A 23,005-nucleotide genomic window follows, 5' to 3' on the forward strand; every position below is an offset into this window, starting at 1 on the left:
ATCCCTCCTACTCGATCTGACGAATAGGAGGGATGTGTGTGACAGTTTATTATAATTTTTTCACTAATAAATATAAGAAATATGGAGCGCCAATTAAGGCTACCATGATCCCAGCTGGAATTCCGTCTGGGTCGACTAAGTTTCTCCCAACTAGATCTGCAAATAATAATAGCCATCCGCCAATTAATAATGCTATAGGGATGAATAGCTGGTGTCGTTTACCGATTAATGTTTTGGCAATGTGCGGAGCCATTAATCCGACAAAAGCGATTCCACCTGTAACGGAGACAGCAGAAGCGGCTAATCCAACTGCAGTTAATAATAGTAGGACGCGGTCTTTTTCAATTCGCATGCCTACTCCAGTTGCTACCTGTTCACTGAATGCTAGTAGATTCAATCGATTTGCTTGGAAGAGGGCAAATGGAATGAGCACAATCAACCAAGGTAAGATCGCCAAGATGAATGGCCAGTCTGTCCCCCATACGTTTCCTGCAATCCACCTCGCAATGAAATCGACCTTTTCACGTTCCGCTGAGGATATAAGGATCACCATTGCACCAGATAAGGCCATAGAGAACCCGACTCCTGTTAGGATTAATCGAATTGGTTGTAAACCACTACCTCTTTTATAGGAAAAGAAATAAATTAATGCTGCTGTAAGAGCTGCACCTAAAAAGGCTACTACCGGTATGACATAGGTGAAATTTCCTGGCGAAAGCGGAATGTAAAGGAAAAAGACTGCAATTGCAACTCCGGCTCCTGAATTAATTCCGATTATACCTGGGTCTGCTAGGTCGTTACGTGTTAAAGACTGTAGAATCGCTCCAGACAAGGCGAGCGCCATTCCAGCTAGTAACGTAATAATCATCCGAGGTAAACGAATGTCAAATAAGATGAAGCTTTCCCGGAAATCTCCTTGCCCAAGCAAGGTCGGAATGATTCGCTGATAAGAAATAGACGAATACCCAATCCCGATTCCGATTGCCATAGTAAGGATGATTGCTAGAGTTAAACCAATGATCCATAAACGTTGCTTTCGTATCGTCTGCTTCGTAATCATGAGAAGGTACGCCCTCCTTTATGTATAATGTATAAAAAGAAAGGAAGGCCAATGAAGCTAGTAATTGCAGCAAGTGGCGTCTCGTATGGAGCATTTAATGTTCTTGCTGCCGTATCAGCGACTAACATGAAGGTAGCTCCAACGATTACTGACATCGGAATAATCATCCGGTAATCTGTGCCGATAATCCACCGAACGATATGCGGAATCATTAGCCCGATAAAAACTAAATTTCCAACTAAAGCAACCGAAGCTCCCGCTAAAAGTACAATTACAATAAATAATGCCGTCTTTATTTGTGTCGTACGTTGGCCAAGTCCGACCGATAATTCCTCGTCTAAACTAAGAATCGATAACTGTCTAGACAGCCAAATCGCGACTACACATCCAATGACGATTACTGGAACAACAATACTTAATTGCGTCCAGTTTGTACCAATTAAACCACCAGCAGTCCACATCGATACATCCTTACTAATTTTAAAGTAAATTCCGATACCCTCTGCGATCGCGTATAAGAAAGTAGATACCGCCGCACCAGCTAAGACGATGCGAAACGGAGAGAACCCGCCTCTTTTTGCTGAGCCGATTCCAAATACAAGAATGGCACCAACAGCAGCACCTAAAAAACAGCCAATCATGATACCTATATACCCTGTTGCTGGGAAAAAAGCGATCATAATTGCCAGCCCAGCAGTAGCCCCAGCTGTTAGCCCAAATAAGCCTGGATCAGCTAACGGATTCCGCGTCAAACCTTGCATGATCGCACCAGAAACAGCAAGCGCAGCCCCAACTACCATCGCAGCGACTTCACGCGGAAGACGAATCTCTCGAATAATTAAGATATTCTCATTTGATTCCGTCGTAAAAAACGCTTTTGCCACATCTGCTAGACGAATATCCGCTGCCCCAAATACAATTGCACCGACAAATGCAACTACCAATGCGACGACTGCGACTATAAATGTAATCGATTGATTTCGCTGGAACAGGTTCATGTAAATGCCTCTTTCTTAATGAATGTAGTTGGAGGAGCTAGACGGAATTTTCGTAACGGATGATATATTGCGTTAAATGCTGATATATTTTCATAGCCACTGATAAATTGCGATAAGTGCTGATAAATTCTCGTGGCCGCTGATATATTGCGGTAAGTGCTGATATATTTTCGTAGTCGCTGATATATTGCAATAAGTGCTGATAAATTCTAGTAGCCGCTGATATACTTCGTTAAGTGCTGATAAATTCTCGTAACGGCTGATATATTTTCCTCATCGCTGATATTTCGCGGCGAAGGCTGATAAAACGTTAAAGTTGGATATCCCAAAATTAAGTCGGAAAAAAGCACCATAAAGTTGGATATCTCGAAATTAAGTCGGAAAAAAGCACCGTAAAGTTGGATAACTCAAAATTCAGTCGGATAAACCCTCCACAACGTTCGATACCGCATTGATATGTATATCTTTAACATAATAAGAGGGGCATCAACGCCCCTCTTCCAAAAAATTTACTCTTCTAAGAATTGTTCTGTGAAGAATTCTAATTGATAATCAAGCGTCATTGCGTCGTTAAAGTAGAATTCGTACAGGTCGACTTCCATTACGCGATCATTTTGAACAGCGTCAAGGTTTTGGAACGTTTCTGTTTCTTGGAAAGAAGCTGGTCCATCTGTATCTGTGCTCACTACCACGTAATCTCCAACAAAGTCAGATAAAACTTCTGTTGATATTGCAAAGTATCCTGGTTCTAGTGCTTCTTCTTCCACGCGCTCAGGCATTGGAAGGTCCATTTCTTTATAAAGAATTTCGCCTCCACGTCCCCAGTTATCGCCGTATACATAAAGTTGTTTATCGAAGCTTTCGATGATAGATACGGTTGCGTCTTCACCAATCTCTTCTTTAATTTGTTCGCCTGTTTCTGCTGCTTTTGCTTGGAAGTTTTCTGTCCACTCCACAGCTTCGTCTTCTTTGTTCACAAGTTTTCCGATTTCAATATGTTGTTCAATGTGATCAAGTGATCCATATTCGAATGTTACGGTTGGAGCTATTTCTTCTAATTTATCTTTGTTATTAATATTATCCAAACCAACGATTAAGTCTGGCTCAAGTTCTAGAATTTTTTCTAAACTTTCATCAGAAACTTCTTCTGCATCTGCTAGACCTTCATCAAAACGTGGGTTCATCATGGACCATGAGTCTGCCCCAACAATATTAACATCTAATGATAGTAAATTTCCAACGAATGTAGATAGTACCACTACGCGCTCTGGGTTTGCAGGTACCTCCACATCTCCGTTTGCTGATTCGTAAGTGATTGTTCCATCTGAAGAAGCGTCTTCTTCGTTTCCTTCTTCTTCATTCTCTTCCTCGTCTGTGTTTTCCTCGGTTTGTTCTTCCTCGTTTGTATCATCTGTATTTCCTTCGGCGTCATCTTGGTCGCCACACGCACTAATAATTAATAACAGCGTCAAGATTGCTAGTATGAGTAGTTTTTTCATTTTTCTTTTCTCCCTTAATCAAGTCATATGTCATGCAAATCGGTCTATTTGTTTTTGGATCATTCGCAATATGTGCATCGATTTGAAACACTTCTCGAAGCACTTCGTTTGAAATAATTTGGTGACTCGTACCACTTTCTACGATTTTACCGTCACGCATCGCTATGATGTAATCGGCGAATCGAGCAGCTTGGTTCAAGTCATGTAACACCATAACAATCGTCCGGTGTTCTTGAATGTTTAATTCCTTCAGTAATTCTAAAACCTCAAGCTGATGTGCTAAGTCTAAATAGGTAGTTGGTTCATCTAAGAAGATTAGCTCTGTTTCTTGAGCAAGAGCCATCGCAATCCATACACGTTGGCGCTGGCCACCGGATAAAGCATCAACAGAACGGTATTTGAATTCATGGACCCCCGTCATTTCCATCGCCCAGTTAATAACCTCGTAATCACGGCTACTTAGACGACCGAATCCTTTTTGATATGGGAACCTTCCATAAGAAACTAATTCCCCGACTGTTAAACCACCTGTGTGATTATTGCTTTGAGGCAAAATCGCCATTTGCTTGGCTAATTCTTTGGTATGCTGCTTTTCTATATCTTGCCCATTTAATAGGATTTTTCCTTGCTGAGGTTGTAGAATCCGAGACATTGATTTTAATAATGTGGATTTTCCACAACCGTTCGGGCCAATAATAGTAGTAATTTGATGAGCAGGAATCGTGACATCTAGTTCATCAATGATTAAATCATGTTCATATCTAAAAGATAAATTGGAAGTATGTAGGCGCGCCAATTTATACACCTCCGAGTGAGAATTAATAAAACTAATTGATAACGATTATCACTATCAATGTACACCTGATAAATGAGAATGTCAACATCAATATTTGCAAAATCGTGTAATATCAATTATATTTTATAGTGAGAATGATAATCAATTAGATGAGAAGCCTTATAATATATATTTAGTTAAAGAGAGGGCGTTACGGATGACACACGAAGAAGTCTACGATGTCACGATTATTGGTGGCGGTCCGGCGGGATTGTATTCAGCTTTCTATAGTGGGTTGCGTCAAATGAAAACAAAAATTATTGAGTTCCAACCTTCTTTAGGTGGAAAATTACATGTCTATCCTGAGAAAGTAATTTGGGATGTTGGGGGACAACCTCCAATACAGGCAGAAAAATTCAGATCTCAATTGGTGGAACAAGGAATGACTTTTGATCCGACTGTTGTGTGCGATAGAAAGGTTACTAAAATCGAACGTCAAGTAAATGGGATGTACCAGTTAACAGATTCTGAAGGCGAATACCATTTCTCGAAAACAGTAATTGTTGCGGTTGGTAGTGGAATTTTAAAACCTCATAAATTAAAAGTAGACGATGCAGAAAAATATGAGATGAAAAATTTGAACTATACGATTAAGTCACTAGAGCGCTTCCGTGATAAAGTCGTCATGATCTCTGGTGGTGGGAATTCTGCGATTGACTGGGCGAATGAACTGGAGCCAATCGCGAAAAAGGTATATGTAACCTGTCGGAAAGATGTATTAAAAGGGCATGAAGCAAGTGTTGAGAAATTAATGAATAGTAGTGCGACATGTTTGTTTAATACATGTATTTCAAAATTAATCGCAGAGGAAAATCAAGGTACAGTCAATTGTGTGGAAGTAAGTGACGATGAAGTCGGTGAAATTCAACAAATCGATGTGGACGAAATTATTGTGAATCATGGGTATGAGATTGATACTTCTTTACTTCAAGATAGTGATGTTTCAATTGATTTAGTCGATCAGTACTTTATTGATGGATCAGTTACTGGAGTCACTTCTGAGCCAGGGATTTTTGCGGCGGGAGATATTTTGAAGCATGACGGCAAGCTGAATTTAATTGCTGGGTGTTTCCAAGATGCTGCTAATGCGATTAACCAAGCGAAGCAATTTATCGCGCCGGAAGCGAATCAAACGGCGATGGTCTCGTCGCATAATGATGTTTTTAAAGAAAAGAATAAGCAATTATTGTCGAAATAATTTTTCAATAAATTTGTGAAAATGATTGGGAACGTTCCGATTAATGTTAGAATAAGAGATAGTGTAAATAAACGATAGTAAAGGAAGTACATGATGACGGAACAAAATATAACCCGAATTAATTTAGACGGTAAAGAAGTCATCCTAATCGGTACAGCCCACGTCTCTAAACAAAGTGCTGAACAAGTGAAAGAAGTAATAGAAGCGGAACAACCAGACTCTGTTGCAGTCGAACTGGATGAACAACGGTACCAGTCTGTCCGCGATGATAATAAATGGAAGAACATGAATATTTTCAAAGTAATTAAGGAGAAGAAGGCGACCCTCCTGTTAATGAATATGATGATCTCGTCTTTTCAGAACCGAGTAGCGAAGCAATTTGGGATTAAACCTGGTCAAGAGATGATTCAAGGTGTGGAATCGGCTGAAGAAATCGGTGCAGAGCTTGTCCTCGCTGACCGTAATATCCAAACGACATTTTCTCGTATATGGAGAAGTATTGGAATTTCTGGTCGTGCGAAGTTAATGTTGTCTGTGATTTTTAGTATTTTCAACCGCGAAACAATCTCAGAAGAAGAATTGGAACGAATGAAATCTCAGGATATGCTAAATACGGTGATGCATGAATTTACCGAGGCATTTCCGAGATTAAAAAAGCCACTAATTGATGAGCGCGATCAATATTTAGCACAGAAAATCCGTGAAGCTCCAGGGAATAAAGTAGTTGCCGTTTTAGGTGCCGCACATATTCCTGGAATCGAAAAGGAAATTTACCGAGAACAAGATTTAAAGAAATTATCTACTGTTCCGAAAAAGGCTAAGTGGCCAAAAGTAATCGCGTGGATGATTCCCGTAATTATCTTATCGCTTATTGCGTACACGTTTTATATGAATCCCTCCGCCGGGTATCAACAAACGTTAAGTTGGATTATATGGAATGGATCCATGTCAGCAATTGGTGCCGCTGTTGCTCTGGGGCACCCGTTCGCAATCATAACAGCCTTTCTTGTCGCTCCGATTAGTTCACTGAACCCGCTATTAGCAGCTGGTTGGTTTGCTGGTATTGTTCAGGCGTCGGTTAAAAAGCCGAATGTCGCAGATTTTGAAAATTTATCAGAAGATGTGTTAACTGTGAAAGGGTTCTGGCGTAACAAAGTAACTAGAATTTTACTAATTGTCGTCCTAACGAATGTTGGTAGTACGCTAGGTACCTTTATTGGGGGCGCTGATGTAATTCGCTTGTTTATTGAGAATTTATAAGGAAAGAAGGAAACACGTTGCTTAATGGCAGCGTGTTTTTTTATACACGTAGAAGTTACTATTACATGCGATGAGAATTCTGGATATAAAGCTCCTTTTCTGGATAAAGATCTACTTTACCTGCTCATTAATAGTCTGGAATATTCTCTTGAAAATATTTTCATAGGCCAAAGGAATCTTAAAAACTGGCAGGATTTTTCAGGATTTGAGTCGAATGTAATTATTATACATGTTTTCTAGGCTTTAATGGGGGTTACTATAGATGAAACGCCATTCAATTATGGTACAAATGTTGTGGAAAGTTAGTTTGTATTTAGGTTTAGTCGCATTGATCACATTTATTATAGGATATTTTTTAATCAATTCTCGAATTGGCCAACATGAAGAACAATATGTCGACTCGGCTTCTAATACTGTTTTGAGTGCTATGGAGACGACTCAAAACGCGACCGAATCTATTGAAAGAATGATCGAACTGCGATTACATACTGCTTCAAAGGGGATAATGTCTGACTTGGAAGGAAGAACTGCAGAAGACATTTCTGCTGAAGAATTAGAAGAACTTTCAGATGCTTGGGATGTCCAACATATTTCTTTGTGGGAGCGAGAAGGAGATTTTATTGAGGTGACAAAGTCATCTGATTCTACCCAATTAGGGATTACGTCTCAGGACTGGGGGTATTGGCATGAAGCGTTTCATCAATTGATGGACCAAGAACCTGTAGAAGTGGAGGAAGGTTTTGCTCTGGAGAATTTTTGGGTTGGACCGATCTCCCGTGCAGAATTATTTAAACATATATACTACAAGTTTGCTTATTATTACGATGGGTCAACTGATTTCATGATAAATCCCTATATCGAAGACCAAGAGATTTATAATGTCACCTTCGAATCTGGACCTTCTGAAGTGATTTCTAAAATTACTACCGAAAACAAAATGATCGAAGAAGTAGCGGTAGTAAATGTGGGCGCTTGGATGGAAGGAGAAGACCATGAAGTTATTGAGCCAGAAGAAGACCTTCCTGTGTTATACGGACACTCAACCATCCAGATGGAGGAGGAATCACATCTTTTAGAAACGGCTCTTGAAAGTGGGAGCGAGCAACGTGTAAATTACGATTCCGAGGGAGAAAGTTACGAAAAAATATATAAACCTTTAGAAAATGATCGTGTTATGACAATGGTTCTAAATTTACAGAGTCAAAATGAATTGAAAAATAGTTTACTTGTATTATTCATTGGATCGGTCCTATTTGCTTTATTGGCGTTATTTATTATTGTCAGGCTTGTTACAAAGCGTCAGTTAAAACCACTTAATGTTGTTAGTGAACATCTAGAGAAAGTTGCAAACGGAGACCTATCTAAGGAAATCACTTTCAACGAGCGGAACGAATTTGATTGGTTAGGTGAACAAATTAATGATCTTACGAGTCATTTTCGGAATTTAATTAAAGATTTAAAAGAGCAATCACAATCGTTACTTGTTGTTTCGAATTTATTATCCCAACAGGTACAATCCTCTGTAAAAACCATGACGACTTCTGCTACTTCTGTGACTGCTGATACAAGAAACGTCGAATATGAGTTGGAGACACTTTCACAGAAGGTTGAACAAATTAAAGAGAAATTGAAACAGCATAGCCAAACAGAAGTCAGTGAAGTAAGAGAAGCAACGGAGGAAGTTGCCCAAAACTTATCACAAATGAGTGAAATGATGAATGCACATTCTGCAGATGTTTCGGAAATTACGATTGTTTTCTATGATACGTTGTATGAATTAGATCAAGCACTAGAGCGTATGGACCGATTATCAACAGATTTGAACCAAAAAATTGATTATTTCAAAGTGGAATAATTATCCAATTAAAGCTTATGACTTGTTTCTAATGGCGTTATCCCTTACTATGTAGTATGGATATCTACGAATTTTCGAAAAGAGGGTTTAACATGAAGCCGTCCATTTATGGATTAACAAAGCAACAATTACAAGATTGGCTCGTGGAAAATGGAGAAAAACGTTTTCGTGCGGATCAAGTTTGGGATTGGCTGTATAAAAAGCGCGTCAAGCACTTTGATGAAATGAAAAATGTTAATAAAAATACAATCGACCTATTGGAAGAGCACTATACTGTCCAGTCGTTACAGACAACGATTCGCCAGGAGTCTGAAGATGGTACGATGAAATATTTATTTGAGATGTCAGATGGGAATCATATTGAAACGGTATTAATGCGTTTTGATTATGGTTTATCTGTCTGTGTCACGACGCAGGTAGGGTGCAATATTGGTTGTTCTTTCTGTGCTAGTGGAGTTTTGAAAAAGAATCGTGATCTAACTAGTGCTGAAATCGTCGAGCAGATCATGAATGTTCAACATGACTTAGATGAACGTGGGGAAAGTGAACGCGTCAGTCATATTGTTGTGATGGGAATTGGAGAACCGTTCGATAACTATGACAATACGCTTGCCTTCCTTCGAATCGTAAACGATCAGGACGGTCTATCAATTGGAGCACGTCACATCACAGTCTCAACAAGTGGTTTAGCAGATAAGATGTACCAATTCGCAGATGAAAACTTACAAGTAAACCTAGCATTATCTATACACGCACCTAACAATGAGTTACGCACACGAATTATGAAAATCAATAAAGCATATCCATTAGAAAAACTAATGCCCGCTATTGATTATTATCTTGAAAAAACAAATCGCCGGATTACATTTGAATATATATTGTTGCATGATGTGAACGATCATGTGAAAGAAGCAAAACAATTAGCGCAATTGTTGAAAGATAAACGCCACTTGTCCTACGTAAACTTGATTCCATATAATCCAGTTGCGGATAACCCGTACGAACGTAGCAGCAAGCAAAATATTCTTAACTTCTATGAAACATTACTAAAAGAAGGAATTAACTGCGGCGTCCGAGTGGAACAAGGAAGCGATATCGACGCAGCTTGTGGCCAGTTACGCAGCAAGCAAATTGAAAAGCAGAAAAGATCGAAAACACAATCTTAATATAGAAAATGAAACCTTCGCGACTTCGGTTGCGAAGGTTTTTCATTTTTAATAGAGGGCGACTGAATCAGGTACAAAAATTCATTTTCGGGCGGATGGAAGCGCTAATCAGGTGTGTAGATCGGTTTGCCGGCATGTAAGCTTCTTTACGGGCAAATGGCACCTCCAATCAGGCGAACAACCTCTTATGCCGGCAAAGGAGAACCCGCACCTGAAAAGAGGTCAGTATGCCGGCAAAGTAATGTCCGCACCCGAAAGCAGAGTCGTTATGCCGGCAAACGGGATTCACAACTGAATACATTTCCGTCATGCCGGCAAACAGTGTTTGATAATTTCCTCTCAACCGAAAACGCTTTAGCGCTTTAAATCATTTTTAAATACAGAGAAATACCGACTAATGTAGAGAAATTGAATATTTTTAAAAGAATTTTCATTATGAGTTTAAAATAATCACTATATTTGATAGTATGTACTTACAAATGAAGATATTTGAACATTTTAGTTAGAAAGGTTGGTTGTTTTATGGTAACTTCTTTAAACATTTTAGCGTTGGTCGTTTTAACGACATTAGTGGTAATGTATGCGGCGGACAGCGTGATGAATATAGGTAAAAGAAAGAAACAACAACGTCCAGTCGAACCACTTACAAACCATATGGAAATGGAAGTGAGTCACAGATAATGAGACAGTTCTGATTGCAAGGTGTGCAGCCGAATTAAAGCGCACCTTGTTTTTTTATGTTCAAATCAAAATAAAAACTACTTTTTCTGCTCGTGAAGATGAGCTAAAAGTAGTTTGGTTATGAATAGTCGCTATCTATTCTCTCTAACACATTATATTTTATTTGCTTCTACATAATAGTTCCGCTTATATTTCAGCGGTGTGATGTCCATGAATTTCTTAAAAGTATGGATATAATAGCTCTGGCTGCCGTAACCGAATTTATCGGCTATTTCTTTTAAAGTCATATCAGTGTGTTTGATGTCGAAGCACGATTCTTGAATCTTCCTTCGATTGATGAATGTGCTAAGCGTCTCATCCATATCTGCTTTAAAATTGTTGCATAAATGAGACGGTGAGATCCCTAATGTTAAGGAGAGCCACCTTAATGATAAATGGTTTCCTTCTAAATTTTCATTTATTAGATTTAGAATTTTACCTGTGATTGGCGAATAATCTACTAACGAAAGTTCACCCATGATGTATTCTATCACTTTTCTCACAAACCACGGAATAGAAGACAAAAATTCTGCGATGGTTGTCCACGATTCGATGGTGGAAATAATAGCAGAAGAGTTTGTAAGATGCTGCGCTTGTAATCTTCCTTTTAATGTAAACCTTCGAATAACTTCAGATATAAGACCTGTAAAGTAAATTCTAAATGTAAACAAATGATCTTCCTCAGGGATATCTAATAATCGAAAACACAGCTCTGTTAAGTAATTCTCTGCAATAACTTGATTCTTTTGTTCTAAACAGGCAAGAATCATAGGATCATATTCCTCTAATGCTTCTTTCTTTTCCAACATTAGAAGTAGCTGCGAATCCTGGTCTGTGTATTTAGTGAACAAAAGGTCATTTCCTTCCATACTCACCACTCCAATACACATATTTTAGATAAAAATCCTTCTTGAAAGACCAAGAAAGACCCAATACACATTTCACCTCCTTTATAAGTATAACTTTCCTCTGAAAACATTTCGTGCCACTAAATAAAATCTGAATGTTCATAATTTTGAAACTATTATGTCGTTATTATACAGTATAATGTCGTAATTTTGCAACTTAAATTTTTAGAAGAATCTAAAATCAGAAGTGTCAGGGGGAAAAATTTTCCTGAGAGGAGGCAAGGTTAATGAAGAGTGTAAAGGTTGTTTCATTGCTGTCGATCCTACTGTTACTAATGAATCCTGTCTTACCGAATTTCGTTAAAGCATCATCTAGTGCTTTTAGCGAAAATCCCAACAAATTTTCTGTCCATGTTATAGAAAAAGATCAACAATCTGTGACATGGCGAATCTCAATCCAAGTCGACGGCGAAGACATTCATCCTGTGTCTGGTGAACTAGTTATACCACATGGAATGGCACATCTGCAAATGGGACAAAAGCTGCATAACAGCCAAGCAGGTTCGTATGATGTGCAAGCTACCGGAGGCGTGTACCAGTTCTCTATACCAGAAGCAAGCGGTTCTTATGTATTTGATCTTACTACCTCTATTACGGATCCAGAGGAAATGGATTACCGCTTATCGGGTAAAGCGACATTCGAAGATGGTACGTACCGAGCGTTTGATGAAGTACGAATTGTACCGGATACAAAAGTGAATGTAGCAGTTACGAATGAGTTTCAAAATGTTGATGGAGGTGTTGCACTTCCAGATGTAACGGTTCACTTGTTGAACGGAGGTAGTATTGTAGATTCTTCCGTATTATCAGGTGGGCAAGATTCTCACACTTTTGATGACTTAAGGAAGTATTCAGAAGAAGGTGCATTGAATTCGTATAGCACAATGGTAGAGCCAGTGGAAAATTTTGAAACGATAGAGAACGGCAACCATTATACGCATACGTATCAAGCCCCGAAAGTAGAAGAACCGGTGAAACAGGAGGAGAAAAAAGAGGAGTCAAAAGAGGATGGTGAGCAGTCTGATGACCCTGACCCTGTAGAAGAGAAAAAGACGGAAAGGGAGGCAGAAAGTAAAGAGCAAGAAGTTGAAAAAAATAAGGAAGGTGAGAAAGAAAGTCTTGATCAAGTAGAGCAAGAGAAGCAAGAAGAAAAGAAGGAATCTTCAGAGTCAAAAAGTGAGGATGAAGAAGACATAGATGCTTTCCTAAATAGAATAGCCTCCATGTCAGAAGGTGAGTTAGAAAATTTAAGTAAAGAAGACCTTGATCGATTAGAAAATTTATCTGAAAAGGAAATTGAAAGATTGATGGAGATGATTGAAAGGGATAGTTCAAACCTTTCAAGTAGTCCAGGTTTTAATGAAGAAGGTGTAATGAGTAACGATGAGGCACCTGGTCCTGCTATAGCATCAGCCCCTCGCATGATGCAAGGTTTCAGTATGATGTCCACTGATTTTGAGTGGGGTGAACCGGGTTCGCTAAATTTATCAAAAGAAGCGACCCCTACAGGTGAATATGCAGAGTGGGAAGTTGAACTGAACATCGATGGCATCAATGCCAGGTCTAGTGCAGATATTGTCTTAGTAATGGATCAGTCAGGAAGTATGGCTTCAGGACAAAGGTTACCAAAGATGAAAGAGGCAGCTAGTGAGTTTGTTAATGCGTTACTTGGCGAAAATTCACTCAATCGAATTGGAATCGTAACTTTTAGTGAATATAGTTCGGTCGAGGCAAATTTAACAGGACCTAGTGGTAAAGGTAATCTCTTATCTGAAATAAATTCTATTAGTGCAGGTGGAGGAACGAATATTCAACAAGGTATATATTCTGCGAAAAATATGTTGAATGGTAGCAGTGCTGATCAACAAGTCATTGTATTACTAAGTGATGGAGAGCCAACTTATTCTCATCCAGCGTCTAATGCCAATAGTTACAGTTGGGCAAATGCGAACTATAATTTTGTATTATCTGGATTTGATTATAGTAATGGTAGCAGAATTGGCTCTGGTAGTAGTTATAACTTACCCGGTCAATGTACACAGGTTCTTTGGTTTCCATGGAACTGTACTCAAGACACTTACCGTGTAAATGGAAACAATGTAGAAACGAACGGTATTGGAACTATATCAGAAGCTAAGAGCGCAATGGATCAAGGCAATACCATGTATAGTATCGGCTTAGAAACTGGTAATAACACTAATGCTACAAATGTGTTGTTAGAAAGCCAAAACGCAGGTTACTTTGTCGGTGGTAGTGATGATCTATCTGCTATTTTTAACGATATTTCCTCGGACGTTTCTAACGCAGCTACTGATGCTGTCGTTATTGATCCGATGGGTGACTACGTTGATTTAGTAGAAGATGGTTCCTACAATTCCGCAAATTGGGAAGTTTCTCAAGGAACGGTTAGTTGGGATGCCAACACTGAAACTTTCACTTGGGATGTAGGAAATATAGTTGAAGGCAATACGGCTTGGTTTAAGTATAAAGTGAAAATGGACCTCTCCATGAATCCAGATTCGGACACTTTATACCCTACCAATAAAGAAACGCCATTGAATTACACGGATATTAACGGAAATAGTGCTACAAAACAATTTAATATCCCTGAAGTTAGTATTGGACCAGGATCAATACTAGTTAATGGCTATCGCGTAAATATTGACGGTGATCCAATCGATTCGAATGGTAACGTGGTTGGTTCTCCTCAAGATGCGGAACAACTTTATAGCTATAACCATGAAGAAAATGGAGATGATGCTCTACCGTTCAATGTAACGTACTCTATTCCTGCAAACACAGTGAATGGATATGTACAAACAGTTGGCGACGATCCGACTGATGTTACGTTAACGGCTATATCACCAAATGAAACAGTTTGGTTTGGATACGCATTTGAAGGTGATTTTGAAGGAGGAGATGTAACTGCTAAGTACGTTGATGAAGATGGAAATGAGCTTGCAGATCCTGAAATTTTCTCAGGGTTAATCGGTGAAAGTTATCAAACAGAAGCAAAAGAAATTGAAGGTTATGAACTAGTAAGTGTAGATGGGGATGAGGAAGGAACCTTTACTACAGACGAACAAACCGTCACTTACACTTACGCAAAAATTATTGGAAGTTTAACAGTTTATAAAGTAGATGAGAATGGTGATCCACTAAACGGTGCAACATTTGAATTGAAAAATAGTGATAACGAATTGGTAGATACGCTAACTGTTGAAGACGACGGAACGATTGTTTTTGAAGGATTAGAAATCGGAGACTACACGTTAGTCGAAGTCGCTGCGCCAACTGGTTACAGACTAAATGGATCAAACATCTCGATTACTATTTCTGCAGAAAATCGTCATCAAGAAGAAACGGTTATAAACTATGAAAACGGTTGGGACATTCCGGAAACAGGAGGAATCGGTTCCTCTGGATTTTACGCACTGGGCATTTTGCTGATGATAGGTGCCTTATATCTAATTATTAGAAACAGAAGAGTAGAGTAATAGAATTTCCCACATCTAGGTTCAAGCAACAAGGAGGTTTACAAATAAAACAAACTTTTGGAGGAGGAACAAGAATGAAGAAGACGTGGGTGCATTTAACGGCAATCGCAGTATTAATTTTCACCTTATTGGTACCATTTGGAGCAGTGACGGCAACACAAGTAGATGACAGTCCTATTGTAAGGGAAACGGGATCGTTAACGATTCATAAGTATGAGAGGGAACCTGGAGCATTTAATGGAGGAGGAGGAGACCCGACTGGTAGTAGTGGGGATTCGATTCCTGGAGATGCGGAAGCAATTGAAGGGGTAGAATTCGAGATTACGCAGACTCACTCGTTTAATCCTAATACTAACGAATGGGAAGAGTTAAGCGAACCTATTGTACTGGATAGTGTGACAACAAATAGCTATGGAGAAGCTAAATTTAACAATTTACCACTAGGCCGCTATACCGTGGACGAAATTGATGGCCCAGATCATGTCAATTTAAATCCTAATTCCTATGCAGTAGATATTCCAATGACGAATGAAGCGGGCACGGAGTTGAACTACGATGTTCATATCTTCCCGAAAAACGAAGTGATTCGTCAAGATGCTCACCTTAAAAAGGTTGATGAAAATGGCGATCCAATGCAAGGAGTTAAATTTAAACTCTTTGGTGATGGATATCTAGATACTTTTACTACAAATGAACACGGAAAAATCCATGTGGAAAACCTAGCTTATGGCGATTACTACTTTGTAGAGAAGCAAGCAGCTGAAGGTTATGTTGGAACGGGTGATTACAAGCATGAATTTAAAGTAGTTAGTGAAGGTATCAAGGTAAATGGCGAGTTAGTAAATGTCATTCAAATCCAAAACTTCCCGCAACCAGAAGTGGAGAAAACGGTTAACGGAGGGTCGGACCTTCAAATCAACCGTAACGAAACATTCACTTATGAAATCAAGGTTGACTTACCGGCTGACATCGCCAACTACGACAGTTTTGTTGTAACAGATGATGTAGATGGTCGCCTTGTAGTTGACGAGAGTTCTGTCAATGCTAGTGTAACTCCACTTGGAAGTTCAACTTTTGAGAACAACAAATTCACTTGGAACTTCAACCCAGCTGACTTAACAGGTGATGGTCAGTTAACTATTTCGTTCGATGTTAAATTAGCTGATGATGCTGCTTTAACAGAAAGTGAAGAGGGTATCACAAACGTTGCAGATGTTGATTTCACAAACGAATATGGAGCATCTGGTACAGTTCAGTCTACAACAACAAATGTAGTTCCAACGTACGGTAACTTGAAAGTAATCAAACAAGATGCTGATACAAAAGAACGTTTAGATGGAGCGATCTTCAAAGTAATGCAAGGTGAAACGGAAATTGATATCGAAACAACAGATGAAAACGGGGAAATCTTATGGTCAGAACTTCCGTTTGGTTCTTATCAATTAGTAGAAGTGGAAGCTCCTGATGGCTACCGTTTATCTGCCCAACCGATTAATTTTGAAATTAAGGATAATGGTGCAACGGTTAAAATCAAAGTCGATAACACAAAGAGTGATTTCGACTTACCTGAAACAGGTGGAATTGGAACATCCTTATTCACTATGATTGGTTTAGCTTTAATGGCACTAGCGGTTACACTTTACCTTCGTCGCCGCAACCAAATTGTTTCGTAACGTAAGTAAGAATTGGGGGAGGGCTTCGGCTCTCTTCCATACATAGAAGGAAGAGGAGAGGGGTTGGATCGTATGAAAACCAAAGTAATTCTGATTATTGTTTTTCTATTAGGAATGACTGTATTTTTGTATCCAATCCTCTCCAACTGGTATAATTCGCAAGCACATTATGTGGTAATCAATGAAAGTAGGGAATCCATGCAAAATTTAAGCGGCATGGAACTTCAAGCAGAGCGCGCTAAAGCGGAAGCGTATAATGCAAATGTTCAATCACTTGGCGCGCCAATCATGGATCCTTTTTCAGAAGACTATGTAGAAGATGAAGCGTATTCAAGTTATTATGATGCATTAAATTTAGGGGAGTCCATGGGTGATATTGAGATTCCGGCTATCGACGTAAGTTTGCCAATCTACCACGGGGCAAGTGATGAGGTTCTTCAGCAAGGGGTGGGACATTTATCTAACACTTCTTTGCCAATTGGTGGAGACGGAACGCATTCTGTATTGACGGGACACCGGGGGCTTCCGAGTGCGAAGTTGTTCCGGGAGCTTGATGAAGTTCGCGAAGGTGATAAATTTTTCATTCGTACACTTGATGAAACGTTAGCGTATGAGGTACATGATATTCAAGTCGTTCTGCCACATGAAACGGACTGGCTTGTGTATGAAGAGGGTAGAGATTTGGTTACCTTAATTACATGTGATCCCTACATGATTAATACGCATCGAATTTTAGTTCATAGTCATCGGATTCCTTACGCTGGTCTGGACCATCAACAAAATCAACTAGCTGGTCCAAGTGGCTTTTACACAATGGATTCGAATCAAAATTATATATTTTATATTCTCGGTGGTATTGTAGCCATTGGAACTGTTGGGACACTTATTTACCTTCGTAGACGCAGGCGGAATGGAGGGGAGGTAGATTGAAGAAAAGCATTTCGATCGCTCTGATTTTTACTGTGGGTCTATTAGTAGTTGCTTATCCTCATATTTCCCGTCTCATTAATGAACAAATTACCGAAGCAAAGGTGTATGAGCTGCAAGAAGGATGGGAGGGGTTGACGGAGCAGGAGCGGGAACATCAAATTGAAGAAGCGGAAGAACATAATGCAGATATTTTAGAACGTGGGGGGCTAGGGGTAGATTTAGGTGAAATTGATTTTACAGACTCGAATTCGGAAGGTGGAGTGGTAGCTGCCTCTACTTCTAGTACTAATAATGAGGATTATGTGGATGATGGTGGAGCTGGCGAGGGATTAGAGGGTTCCTTGAATGGTCCGGTGAGTGAGGTATATGCTTCTATAGAGATTCCGAAGCTTAGCTTGAATTTACCAATTTATTTGAACACATCACGGTGGGCTTTAGCGCGAGGTGTGGGGCAGGTGACTGGTGCATCTCTTCCGATAGGTGGAGAAAGTACACATACTGTATTAGCGGGACACCGAGGAATGGCAACACAACAAATGTTCCAACATTTAGATCGGTTGAATGAGGGGGATGAATTTATTATTCATTCGATCAATGGTCCTTTGCGTTATCGCGTCTATGATACTCAAGTTATTTTGCCGCATCAAACAGGCGGGCTTGAGATTGTTCGTGGAAAAGATTTAGCGAGTTTAGTCACCTGCCACCCTTATGGAGCCAATACACACCGGCTGATTGTGCAAGGTGAGCGGGTGAATTAACTTTGTTTGATAGAGGGCCTCAACCCCAACGAGGCACCTCTTTTTTTATGGTTCTGGATGATGTATGCTAGTGGTAGTTTACATATATTGGAGCGATTAAATGAGATGGTTCATAGGTATTATGGCGATGTTAACGTTAATGGGATGTAACAGTTACGATGATGACGAACGTGCGGCGACGGTTTATGGAGAAGATCTATTGGTTGAAGATGTGAAGTACCGAACATCGATTGGGGAGGATGAACTGAAACAGAATACGCGATATGTTGTTCAATCTAAGCTCGTACAGCATGAAAATCGAGAAGCGGGATTGGACTTGCAAGAGGAAGTAAATAATGAGGTAGAACAACAGCTTACCCATGTTAATAATGAACCTTTACCCGAGGATGTTAAGCAATTTTATGAAGAACAAGCTGAGTACTTTAACGTAGAAATAGAAACTTATTATGCGGATTTAACTGAAGCAAATACAGAATTTCAAATTCATCTTAGGCATTATCTCGAAAGGCATTTTGGAGATATCGAAGAGCTTAATCGTAAGGATCCTGAGTATGCTGCAGAACAAATGGAGGGTGCAATGGTCGATTTAATGGAGCGTCATGAAAAGTATTTTGAGATTTATATTGATTAAATCAAGGTAGATGTTGCTACATTCTCTTTCACTTGATTAAACAGGAGCGATTAGATGAAAATATTTTTGTTACTGATTTTCAGTGCATTGTTAGTTGGGTGTCACGGGGAATCAGAATACGAAGAGGATGAAGTGTTGGCTCGTGTTTTCGATGATGAGATTTTCTATGAAGATACTAAAATGGTTTTTCCCACGAATGATGATGTCAATTTACGCGATCGCGTTCAGCAGTTGATTCAAGTTCGTTTAATGGAGCATGAAAACGAGCTGGCGGGACTCGATTTAGAAGACGAAATTGATGAACAGCAGTATGGGATGTTCGGGATGGGTTCTGATGTGGAGTTATCTGATCTACCTGATGAGACATACGATAAGTTAGCTGAACAAGCTGAAGCTGTTGAGATGGAAGTCGATGATTATTTTCATAAGTGGACTCGAATGGGGGCGCGTTCTTCTGTTCATACCAATCATTACTTGGAACGAGAGTTTAACGATTTAGAAGCGGTTTTTCAAGAGGATCATGAGGAAGCTTCACGAATTATTCTCGAAAGGTTGCAAGAGCTGATGGAATCGTATGAGGATGATATAGAGATTTATTTATAAAAGGAGTTTAAAAAGTGATGAAGCTATTTATAGGGTTGATGATCTTAGCGTCTTGCTCGCTTGGCTAAGAGGGGGACGATGGTGTTGTTGCTAAGATTTCTGAAGATGAAATTTATGCAGAAGTTGTCCATCGTGAGCATTTTTTCGAGTTCTCGATAACTTTTATTTCTGCCTGAAAGTTGTCGGGTGGAAAAAATCGGATGCCGGCATAAGGGGTGGTTTGCCGGCATCCAGAAAGTTATACGGGCATAAGCCCATTCCCGCAATTATAGCTGTTCGATGATCTCCTCTAATTCTTCCATCTTCGTTAAATCCTCGTTGATCACTTCCTGGATTTCTTGAAGCAAAGCCGGATCAGTAGAAGAGTGGTTAGTGCGATTAGATTCTATCGATAATAAATACAAAAGAAGTAGCTGTAAAGACTGCCCTTCTAAAAATACATTACTTGATTCTTCCGCGATGCGCCCTTCGGAAACTTTATTTAATAAATTTTCGATAATCCGCGGAAAATGATCTTCTGCCTTTTCGTAGTCAGTACCCATCGAATCCCTCCTATTACTGACATTGAATCGCAATTTGATTAATTGCTAGTTTTCCATCTGGTATTTCCTTACTGTATGTGTAACCAGTCATGGAACCACGGAAGCGTGTATCGCTGTCCCATTTTAATTGAAAATGCTGGAGGGATAGTCGCTGGAATGGTTCGATTTTCGCTGTATTCATTGGGCTAAGCCAATACTCTGTAGGGTGGTCATCTTCATTCATTCTTTTCCAGCCGCCGGTGATTTGGCTATTTTTTCGCTGATCTTTCGGAATGATTTTTCCCGAGAGATAAAAAGGGTGGTCATCTGAAAGCTTTAAGCAAATATACGGATCGTTTAAAGTGACAGGAGAATTATTATAAATCGTATAGTTACCGATGATAAAACTTTCATCACCTTCTATGGTCAATTGCATCGAATAGGAAAAGTAACTGGTGGGTTGATCAGGTGGATGAGAATAATTTTGTAGGGTGGATTTTAATTTTTCGTGCAACGCATTTTTCTTTTCTCTCCATACTCCTAGTTGTTCTGAAAGTGATTGCGGTTGATTATCCAAAATGAATTTCCTCCTACAAGCCTAAATTTATATTGTTTATAAAATATATGAGCTCGCAGTATAGTTATATACATATAAAAACGCCTCAAAGCATTATTCGCTTTGAGACGTTTCTTGTTATGCGCGTAACCACTTGATAATTTCTTGTGGTGTTGCGTTTTTGCCATAAATTAAAATTCCTACTTTGAAAATCTTACCTGCAAGCTTCATCACAATCCAAATGGAAGCTATTAAGATCGCCAGGCTAATGAAGATTTCCATCCATGGCCATTCTTCCAACATCGCTAATCGTAAAATCAAGGTTGCTGGTGCTGTGAATGGAACATAGCTTGCGACAACCGCAATGATACCATTTGGATCGATTAAGATCGGTCCAATTAAAATGAATGGAATGAATGGTAACATTAAGACCATTCCTTGGAAATTACCACTAGATGATGCATCTTCTAGTGTCGCACCTAGACCAACGAATAGGGAGGCGAACAATAGATATCCAAGAATCGCAATGACGACAAGTAGTAAGGTTTCTGGTACTAATAGGTATTCCAGTACAGGTACATCCTCTAATCTCCAAATAGCTAATGGTATGGCAACGGTTAACCAAATCCCAACTTGAAATAGACCTAAACCGAAGTAACCGATGATCTTTCCTTGCATTAATTCATTTGGTGTGACAGAAGAAAGTATGATTTCTGCCACTTTTTCTTTCTTTTCTTGTGAAGCACTTTGGAAAATCATCATTCCAGTAAGGACGATCGAGAATAAAATCACCCCTGCGAATATCGCTGGAATTCCGCCTTCAAAAGGATCCTCGAAAAATCCAGCAGGTGTTCCTTCTGCAGAAGCGGTTCCTTCACCTGATGCTTCCTCCAGTTGCATTTCTTCAAATTGAATAGGATTTGCAACAACACTCATTTGTTCATCAGATAAACCAGCTTGATCTAATTGAAGTTGTTTAATAGGTTGTTCGAACATTCGAAGATCGTTTTGGAAATCTCCACCAACATCTTCGCCAGTTACATAGGTTACGGTTCCATTTTCAAGCGTTTCTTCGTTAAAGGCTACATATGCTGCGTTTTCCTCATCCTCTAATTGACCTTGCATCTCATCAGCAGAGGCGTCGGTCATTTCAATATCCCACTCGAGTACACCTTCATCCCGGAGCTGATCGCCATAACCCTCATAAACACCGAGCTCATCATTTAAATAAACTTGAGTATCGCCACCGCCGTCTGCACTCCAATTACTTAATAAAGTCGGCGCAGTTGCGAAAACAATGAAAATTAAGGGTGTTAAAACGAGTGAAATTAAAAACGATTTACTTTTAATGTTGCGCATGAATTCCCATTTTGCAATTTTCATGGAGTTACGCATATACTTCACCTTCTTTCTCAGCTAAAGACTTGCCTGTTGCTACATCGATGAAGATCTCATGTAGAGAGATACGGTCAATCGTTAATTCTTGTATGTCTAACGTTTCAGGTAATTTCTTCAGCCAAACACCCGCTTCTACATCTGGTTCTAAGTATAAAATGGATGTCATATCGCTTTGTTCTACTCGAGTTACTTGAGGAATCGTTTCTAAAGCGTGAACAGAATTACGACCATAAATGGTACATTTGAAGTTGGCATATTCGGCCTTCACTTCATCCATCGATCCGTAAATCACCTTTTCCCCTTTATGCATCATGTAAAGACGGTCAGACATTTCTTCCACTAAATTCATTTGGTGGGCGCTTAATAAAATCGCCGTGCCTTCATTAGCAATGTTTCTTATTTCATGTTTGAACACATCTTGACTCACTGGATCTAAGCCGGAAAACGGTTCATCTAAAATTAATAGGTCGGGTTCATGAATGATGGATCCAATGAACTGAACCTTTTGACCCATTCCTTTTGATAGTTCCTCAACGGAAGCATTTTCCTTTCCTTCGAGGCCGAATTTTTTTAAATAAGATAAAGCTCGTTCTTTTGCTTTCGCTTTTGGGTAATCTTTTAACTCAGCAAAATAAAGTAAAATATCCATTACCTTGACGTTTTTGTATAAACCACGTTCCTCTGGTAAGTAACCAATTCGATGACGAGGGATCTCCTTGCCATCATACCCATGGAAAATTACTTCTCCTTCATCAGGGTACATAATTCCCATGATATTTCGAATGGTTGTAGATTTCCCGGCCCCGTTTGGACCAAGGATCGCCATGATTTCTCCTTTGTGCACATCAAATGTGATGTCTGTGAGCACACGCGTTCCTTTAAAGGACTTTTCAATTCCTTTGACACTAAGTACTTTTTCCATCCTTCTCTCTCCCTTCA

At 39.5% G+C, this 23,005-nt stretch carries 20 protein-coding genes; 11 read left to right on the forward strand and 9 right to left on the reverse strand.

Features of this window, described 5'->3' with window-relative positions; genetic code table 11:
• Positions 1-49: 49 nt before the first annotated feature.
• The 4 genes from G532_RS0111805 to G532_RS0111820 form a co-directional block, all read right to left on the reverse strand.
• Entirely contained in the window at positions 50-1,060 is a 1,011-nt protein-coding gene (locus G532_RS0111805; protein WP_027964974.1) for a FecCD family ABC transporter permease, read from the reverse strand.
• Complete coding sequence (locus G532_RS0111810; RefSeq protein ID WP_035512993.1) at positions 1,057-2,058, reverse strand: FecCD family ABC transporter permease; 1,002 nt, start codon at positions 2,056-2,058, stop codon at positions 1,057-1,059. Before G532_RS0111810 ends, G532_RS0111805 begins: the two co-directional genes overlap by 4 nt.
• A gap of 509 nt (positions 2,059-2,567) precedes the next feature.
• Positions 2,568-3,557: an iron-hydroxamate ABC transporter substrate-binding protein gene (locus tag G532_RS0111815; RefSeq protein WP_027964976.1), complete on the reverse strand. Its 990-nt coding sequence runs from the start codon at positions 3,555-3,557 to the stop codon at positions 2,568-2,570.
• Positions 3,508-4,353 carry an ABC transporter ATP-binding protein gene (locus G532_RS0111820; protein ID WP_027964977.1) on the reverse strand — a complete coding sequence of 282 codons (846 nt, stop codon included), beginning with the start codon at positions 4,351-4,353 and terminating at the stop codon, positions 3,508-3,510. Before G532_RS0111820 ends, G532_RS0111815 begins: the two co-directional genes overlap by 50 nt.
• A 196-nt stretch (positions 4,354-4,549) precedes the next feature.
• Between G532_RS0111820 and G532_RS0111825 the strand changes: the two genes are divergently transcribed.
• The 5 genes from G532_RS0111825 (at position 4,550) to G532_RS16120 (ending at position 10,552) form a co-directional block, all read left to right on the forward strand.
• Positions 4,550-5,590, forward strand: a complete 1,041-nt coding sequence (locus tag G532_RS0111825; protein WP_027964978.1) for an NAD(P)/FAD-dependent oxidoreductase — start codon at positions 4,550-4,552, stop codon at positions 5,588-5,590.
• A gap of 93 nt (positions 5,591-5,683) precedes the next feature.
• Positions 5,684-6,850 carry a TraB/GumN family protein gene (locus tag G532_RS0111830; RefSeq protein WP_027964979.1) on the forward strand — a complete coding sequence of 389 codons (1,167 nt, stop codon included), beginning with the start codon at positions 5,684-5,686 and terminating at the stop codon, positions 6,848-6,850.
• 262 nt (positions 6,851-7,112) lie between these two features.
• Positions 7,113-8,705, forward strand: a complete 1,593-nt coding sequence (locus tag G532_RS0111840) for a HAMP domain-containing protein (RefSeq protein ID WP_027964981.1) — start codon at positions 7,113-7,115, stop codon at positions 8,703-8,705.
• 92 nt (positions 8,706-8,797) lie between these two features.
• The gene (gene rlmN / locus G532_RS0111845; protein WP_027964982.1) at positions 8,798-9,871 is read left to right on the forward strand and encodes a dual-specificity RNA methyltransferase RlmN; all 1,074 of its coding nucleotides are present in this window, start codon (positions 8,798-8,800) and stop codon (positions 9,869-9,871) included.
• A 522-nt stretch (positions 9,872-10,393) separates the two neighbouring features.
• A complete protein-coding gene (locus G532_RS16120) occupies positions 10,394-10,552 on the forward strand; it encodes a hypothetical protein (protein ID WP_156882589.1) in 159 nt (52 codons plus the stop codon).
• A 152-nt stretch (positions 10,553-10,704) separates the two neighbouring features.
• On the opposite strand, the gene G532_RS0111855 is transcribed toward G532_RS16120, so the two are convergent.
• Positions 10,705-11,460 (reverse strand): helix-turn-helix transcriptional regulator, encoded by a 756-nt coding sequence (locus G532_RS0111855; protein ID WP_027964983.1) that lies wholly within the window; start codon positions 11,458-11,460, stop codon positions 10,705-10,707.
• A 266-nt stretch (positions 11,461-11,726) separates the two neighbouring features.
• On the opposite strand from G532_RS0111855, the gene G532_RS0111860 reads away from it, so the two are divergent.
• The 6 genes from G532_RS0111860 to G532_RS0111885 all read left to right on the forward strand — a co-directional run bounded on the left by G532_RS0111860 (position 11,727) and on the right by G532_RS0111885 (position 19,591).
• Positions 11,727-14,996: a MucBP domain-containing protein gene (locus G532_RS0111860; protein WP_027964984.1), complete on the forward strand. Its 3,270-nt coding sequence runs from the start codon at positions 11,727-11,729 to the stop codon at positions 14,994-14,996.
• Between the two features lie 74 nt (positions 14,997-15,070).
• A complete protein-coding gene (locus G532_RS0111865) occupies positions 15,071-16,669 on the forward strand; it encodes a SpaH/EbpB family LPXTG-anchored major pilin (RefSeq protein ID WP_027964985.1) in 1,599 nt (532 codons plus the stop codon).
• Positions 16,670-16,741: 72 nt separating this feature from the next.
• Complete coding sequence (locus G532_RS0111870; RefSeq protein ID WP_027964986.1) at positions 16,742-17,599, forward strand: class C sortase; 858 nt, start codon at positions 16,742-16,744, stop codon at positions 17,597-17,599.
• Positions 17,596-18,357: a class C sortase gene (locus G532_RS0111875; protein ID WP_027964987.1), complete on the forward strand. Its 762-nt coding sequence runs from the start codon at positions 17,596-17,598 to the stop codon at positions 18,355-18,357. The genes G532_RS0111870 and G532_RS0111875 overlap by 4 nt, the downstream gene beginning before the upstream one ends.
• 100 nt (positions 18,358-18,457) lie before the next feature.
• The gene (locus G532_RS0111880; protein WP_027964988.1) at positions 18,458-18,988 is read left to right on the forward strand and encodes a hypothetical protein; all 531 of its coding nucleotides are present in this window, start codon (positions 18,458-18,460) and stop codon (positions 18,986-18,988) included.
• Between the two features lie 54 nt (positions 18,989-19,042).
• Entirely contained in the window at positions 19,043-19,591 is a 549-nt protein-coding gene (locus tag G532_RS0111885) for a hypothetical protein (protein ID WP_027964989.1), read from the forward strand.
• Between the two features lie 266 nt (positions 19,592-19,857).
• On the opposite strand, the gene G532_RS0111890 is transcribed toward G532_RS0111885, so the two are convergent.
• The 4 genes from G532_RS0111890 to G532_RS0111905 all read right to left on the reverse strand — a co-directional run bounded on the left by G532_RS0111890 (position 19,858) and on the right by G532_RS0111905 (position 22,988).
• Positions 19,858-20,133 (reverse strand): hypothetical protein, encoded by a 276-nt coding sequence (locus tag G532_RS0111890; protein ID WP_027964990.1) that lies wholly within the window; start codon positions 20,131-20,133, stop codon positions 19,858-19,860.
• Positions 20,134-20,146: 13 nt separating this feature from the next.
• Positions 20,147-20,689 carry a hypothetical protein gene (locus G532_RS15270; protein WP_051189166.1) on the reverse strand — a complete coding sequence of 181 codons (543 nt, stop codon included), beginning with the start codon at positions 20,687-20,689 and terminating at the stop codon, positions 20,147-20,149.
• A 117-nt stretch (positions 20,690-20,806) separates the two neighbouring features.
• On the reverse strand, positions 20,807-22,063 hold the full coding sequence (locus G532_RS0111900; RefSeq protein ID WP_027964991.1) for an ABC transporter permease: 1,257 nt from the start codon (positions 22,061-22,063) through the stop codon (positions 20,807-20,809).
• Positions 22,056-22,988, reverse strand: a complete 933-nt coding sequence (locus tag G532_RS0111905; RefSeq protein WP_027964992.1) for an ABC transporter ATP-binding protein — start codon at positions 22,986-22,988, stop codon at positions 22,056-22,058. Before G532_RS0111905 ends, G532_RS0111900 begins: the two co-directional genes overlap by 8 nt.
• Positions 22,989-23,005 lie beyond the last annotated feature (17 nt).

Origin of the sequence: Halalkalibacillus halophilus DSM 18494, from assembly GCF_000423105.1 — a bacterium.
Taxonomy (GTDB): domain Bacteria; phylum Bacillota; class Bacilli; order Bacillales; family Alkalibacillaceae; genus Halalkalibacillus; species Halalkalibacillus halophilus.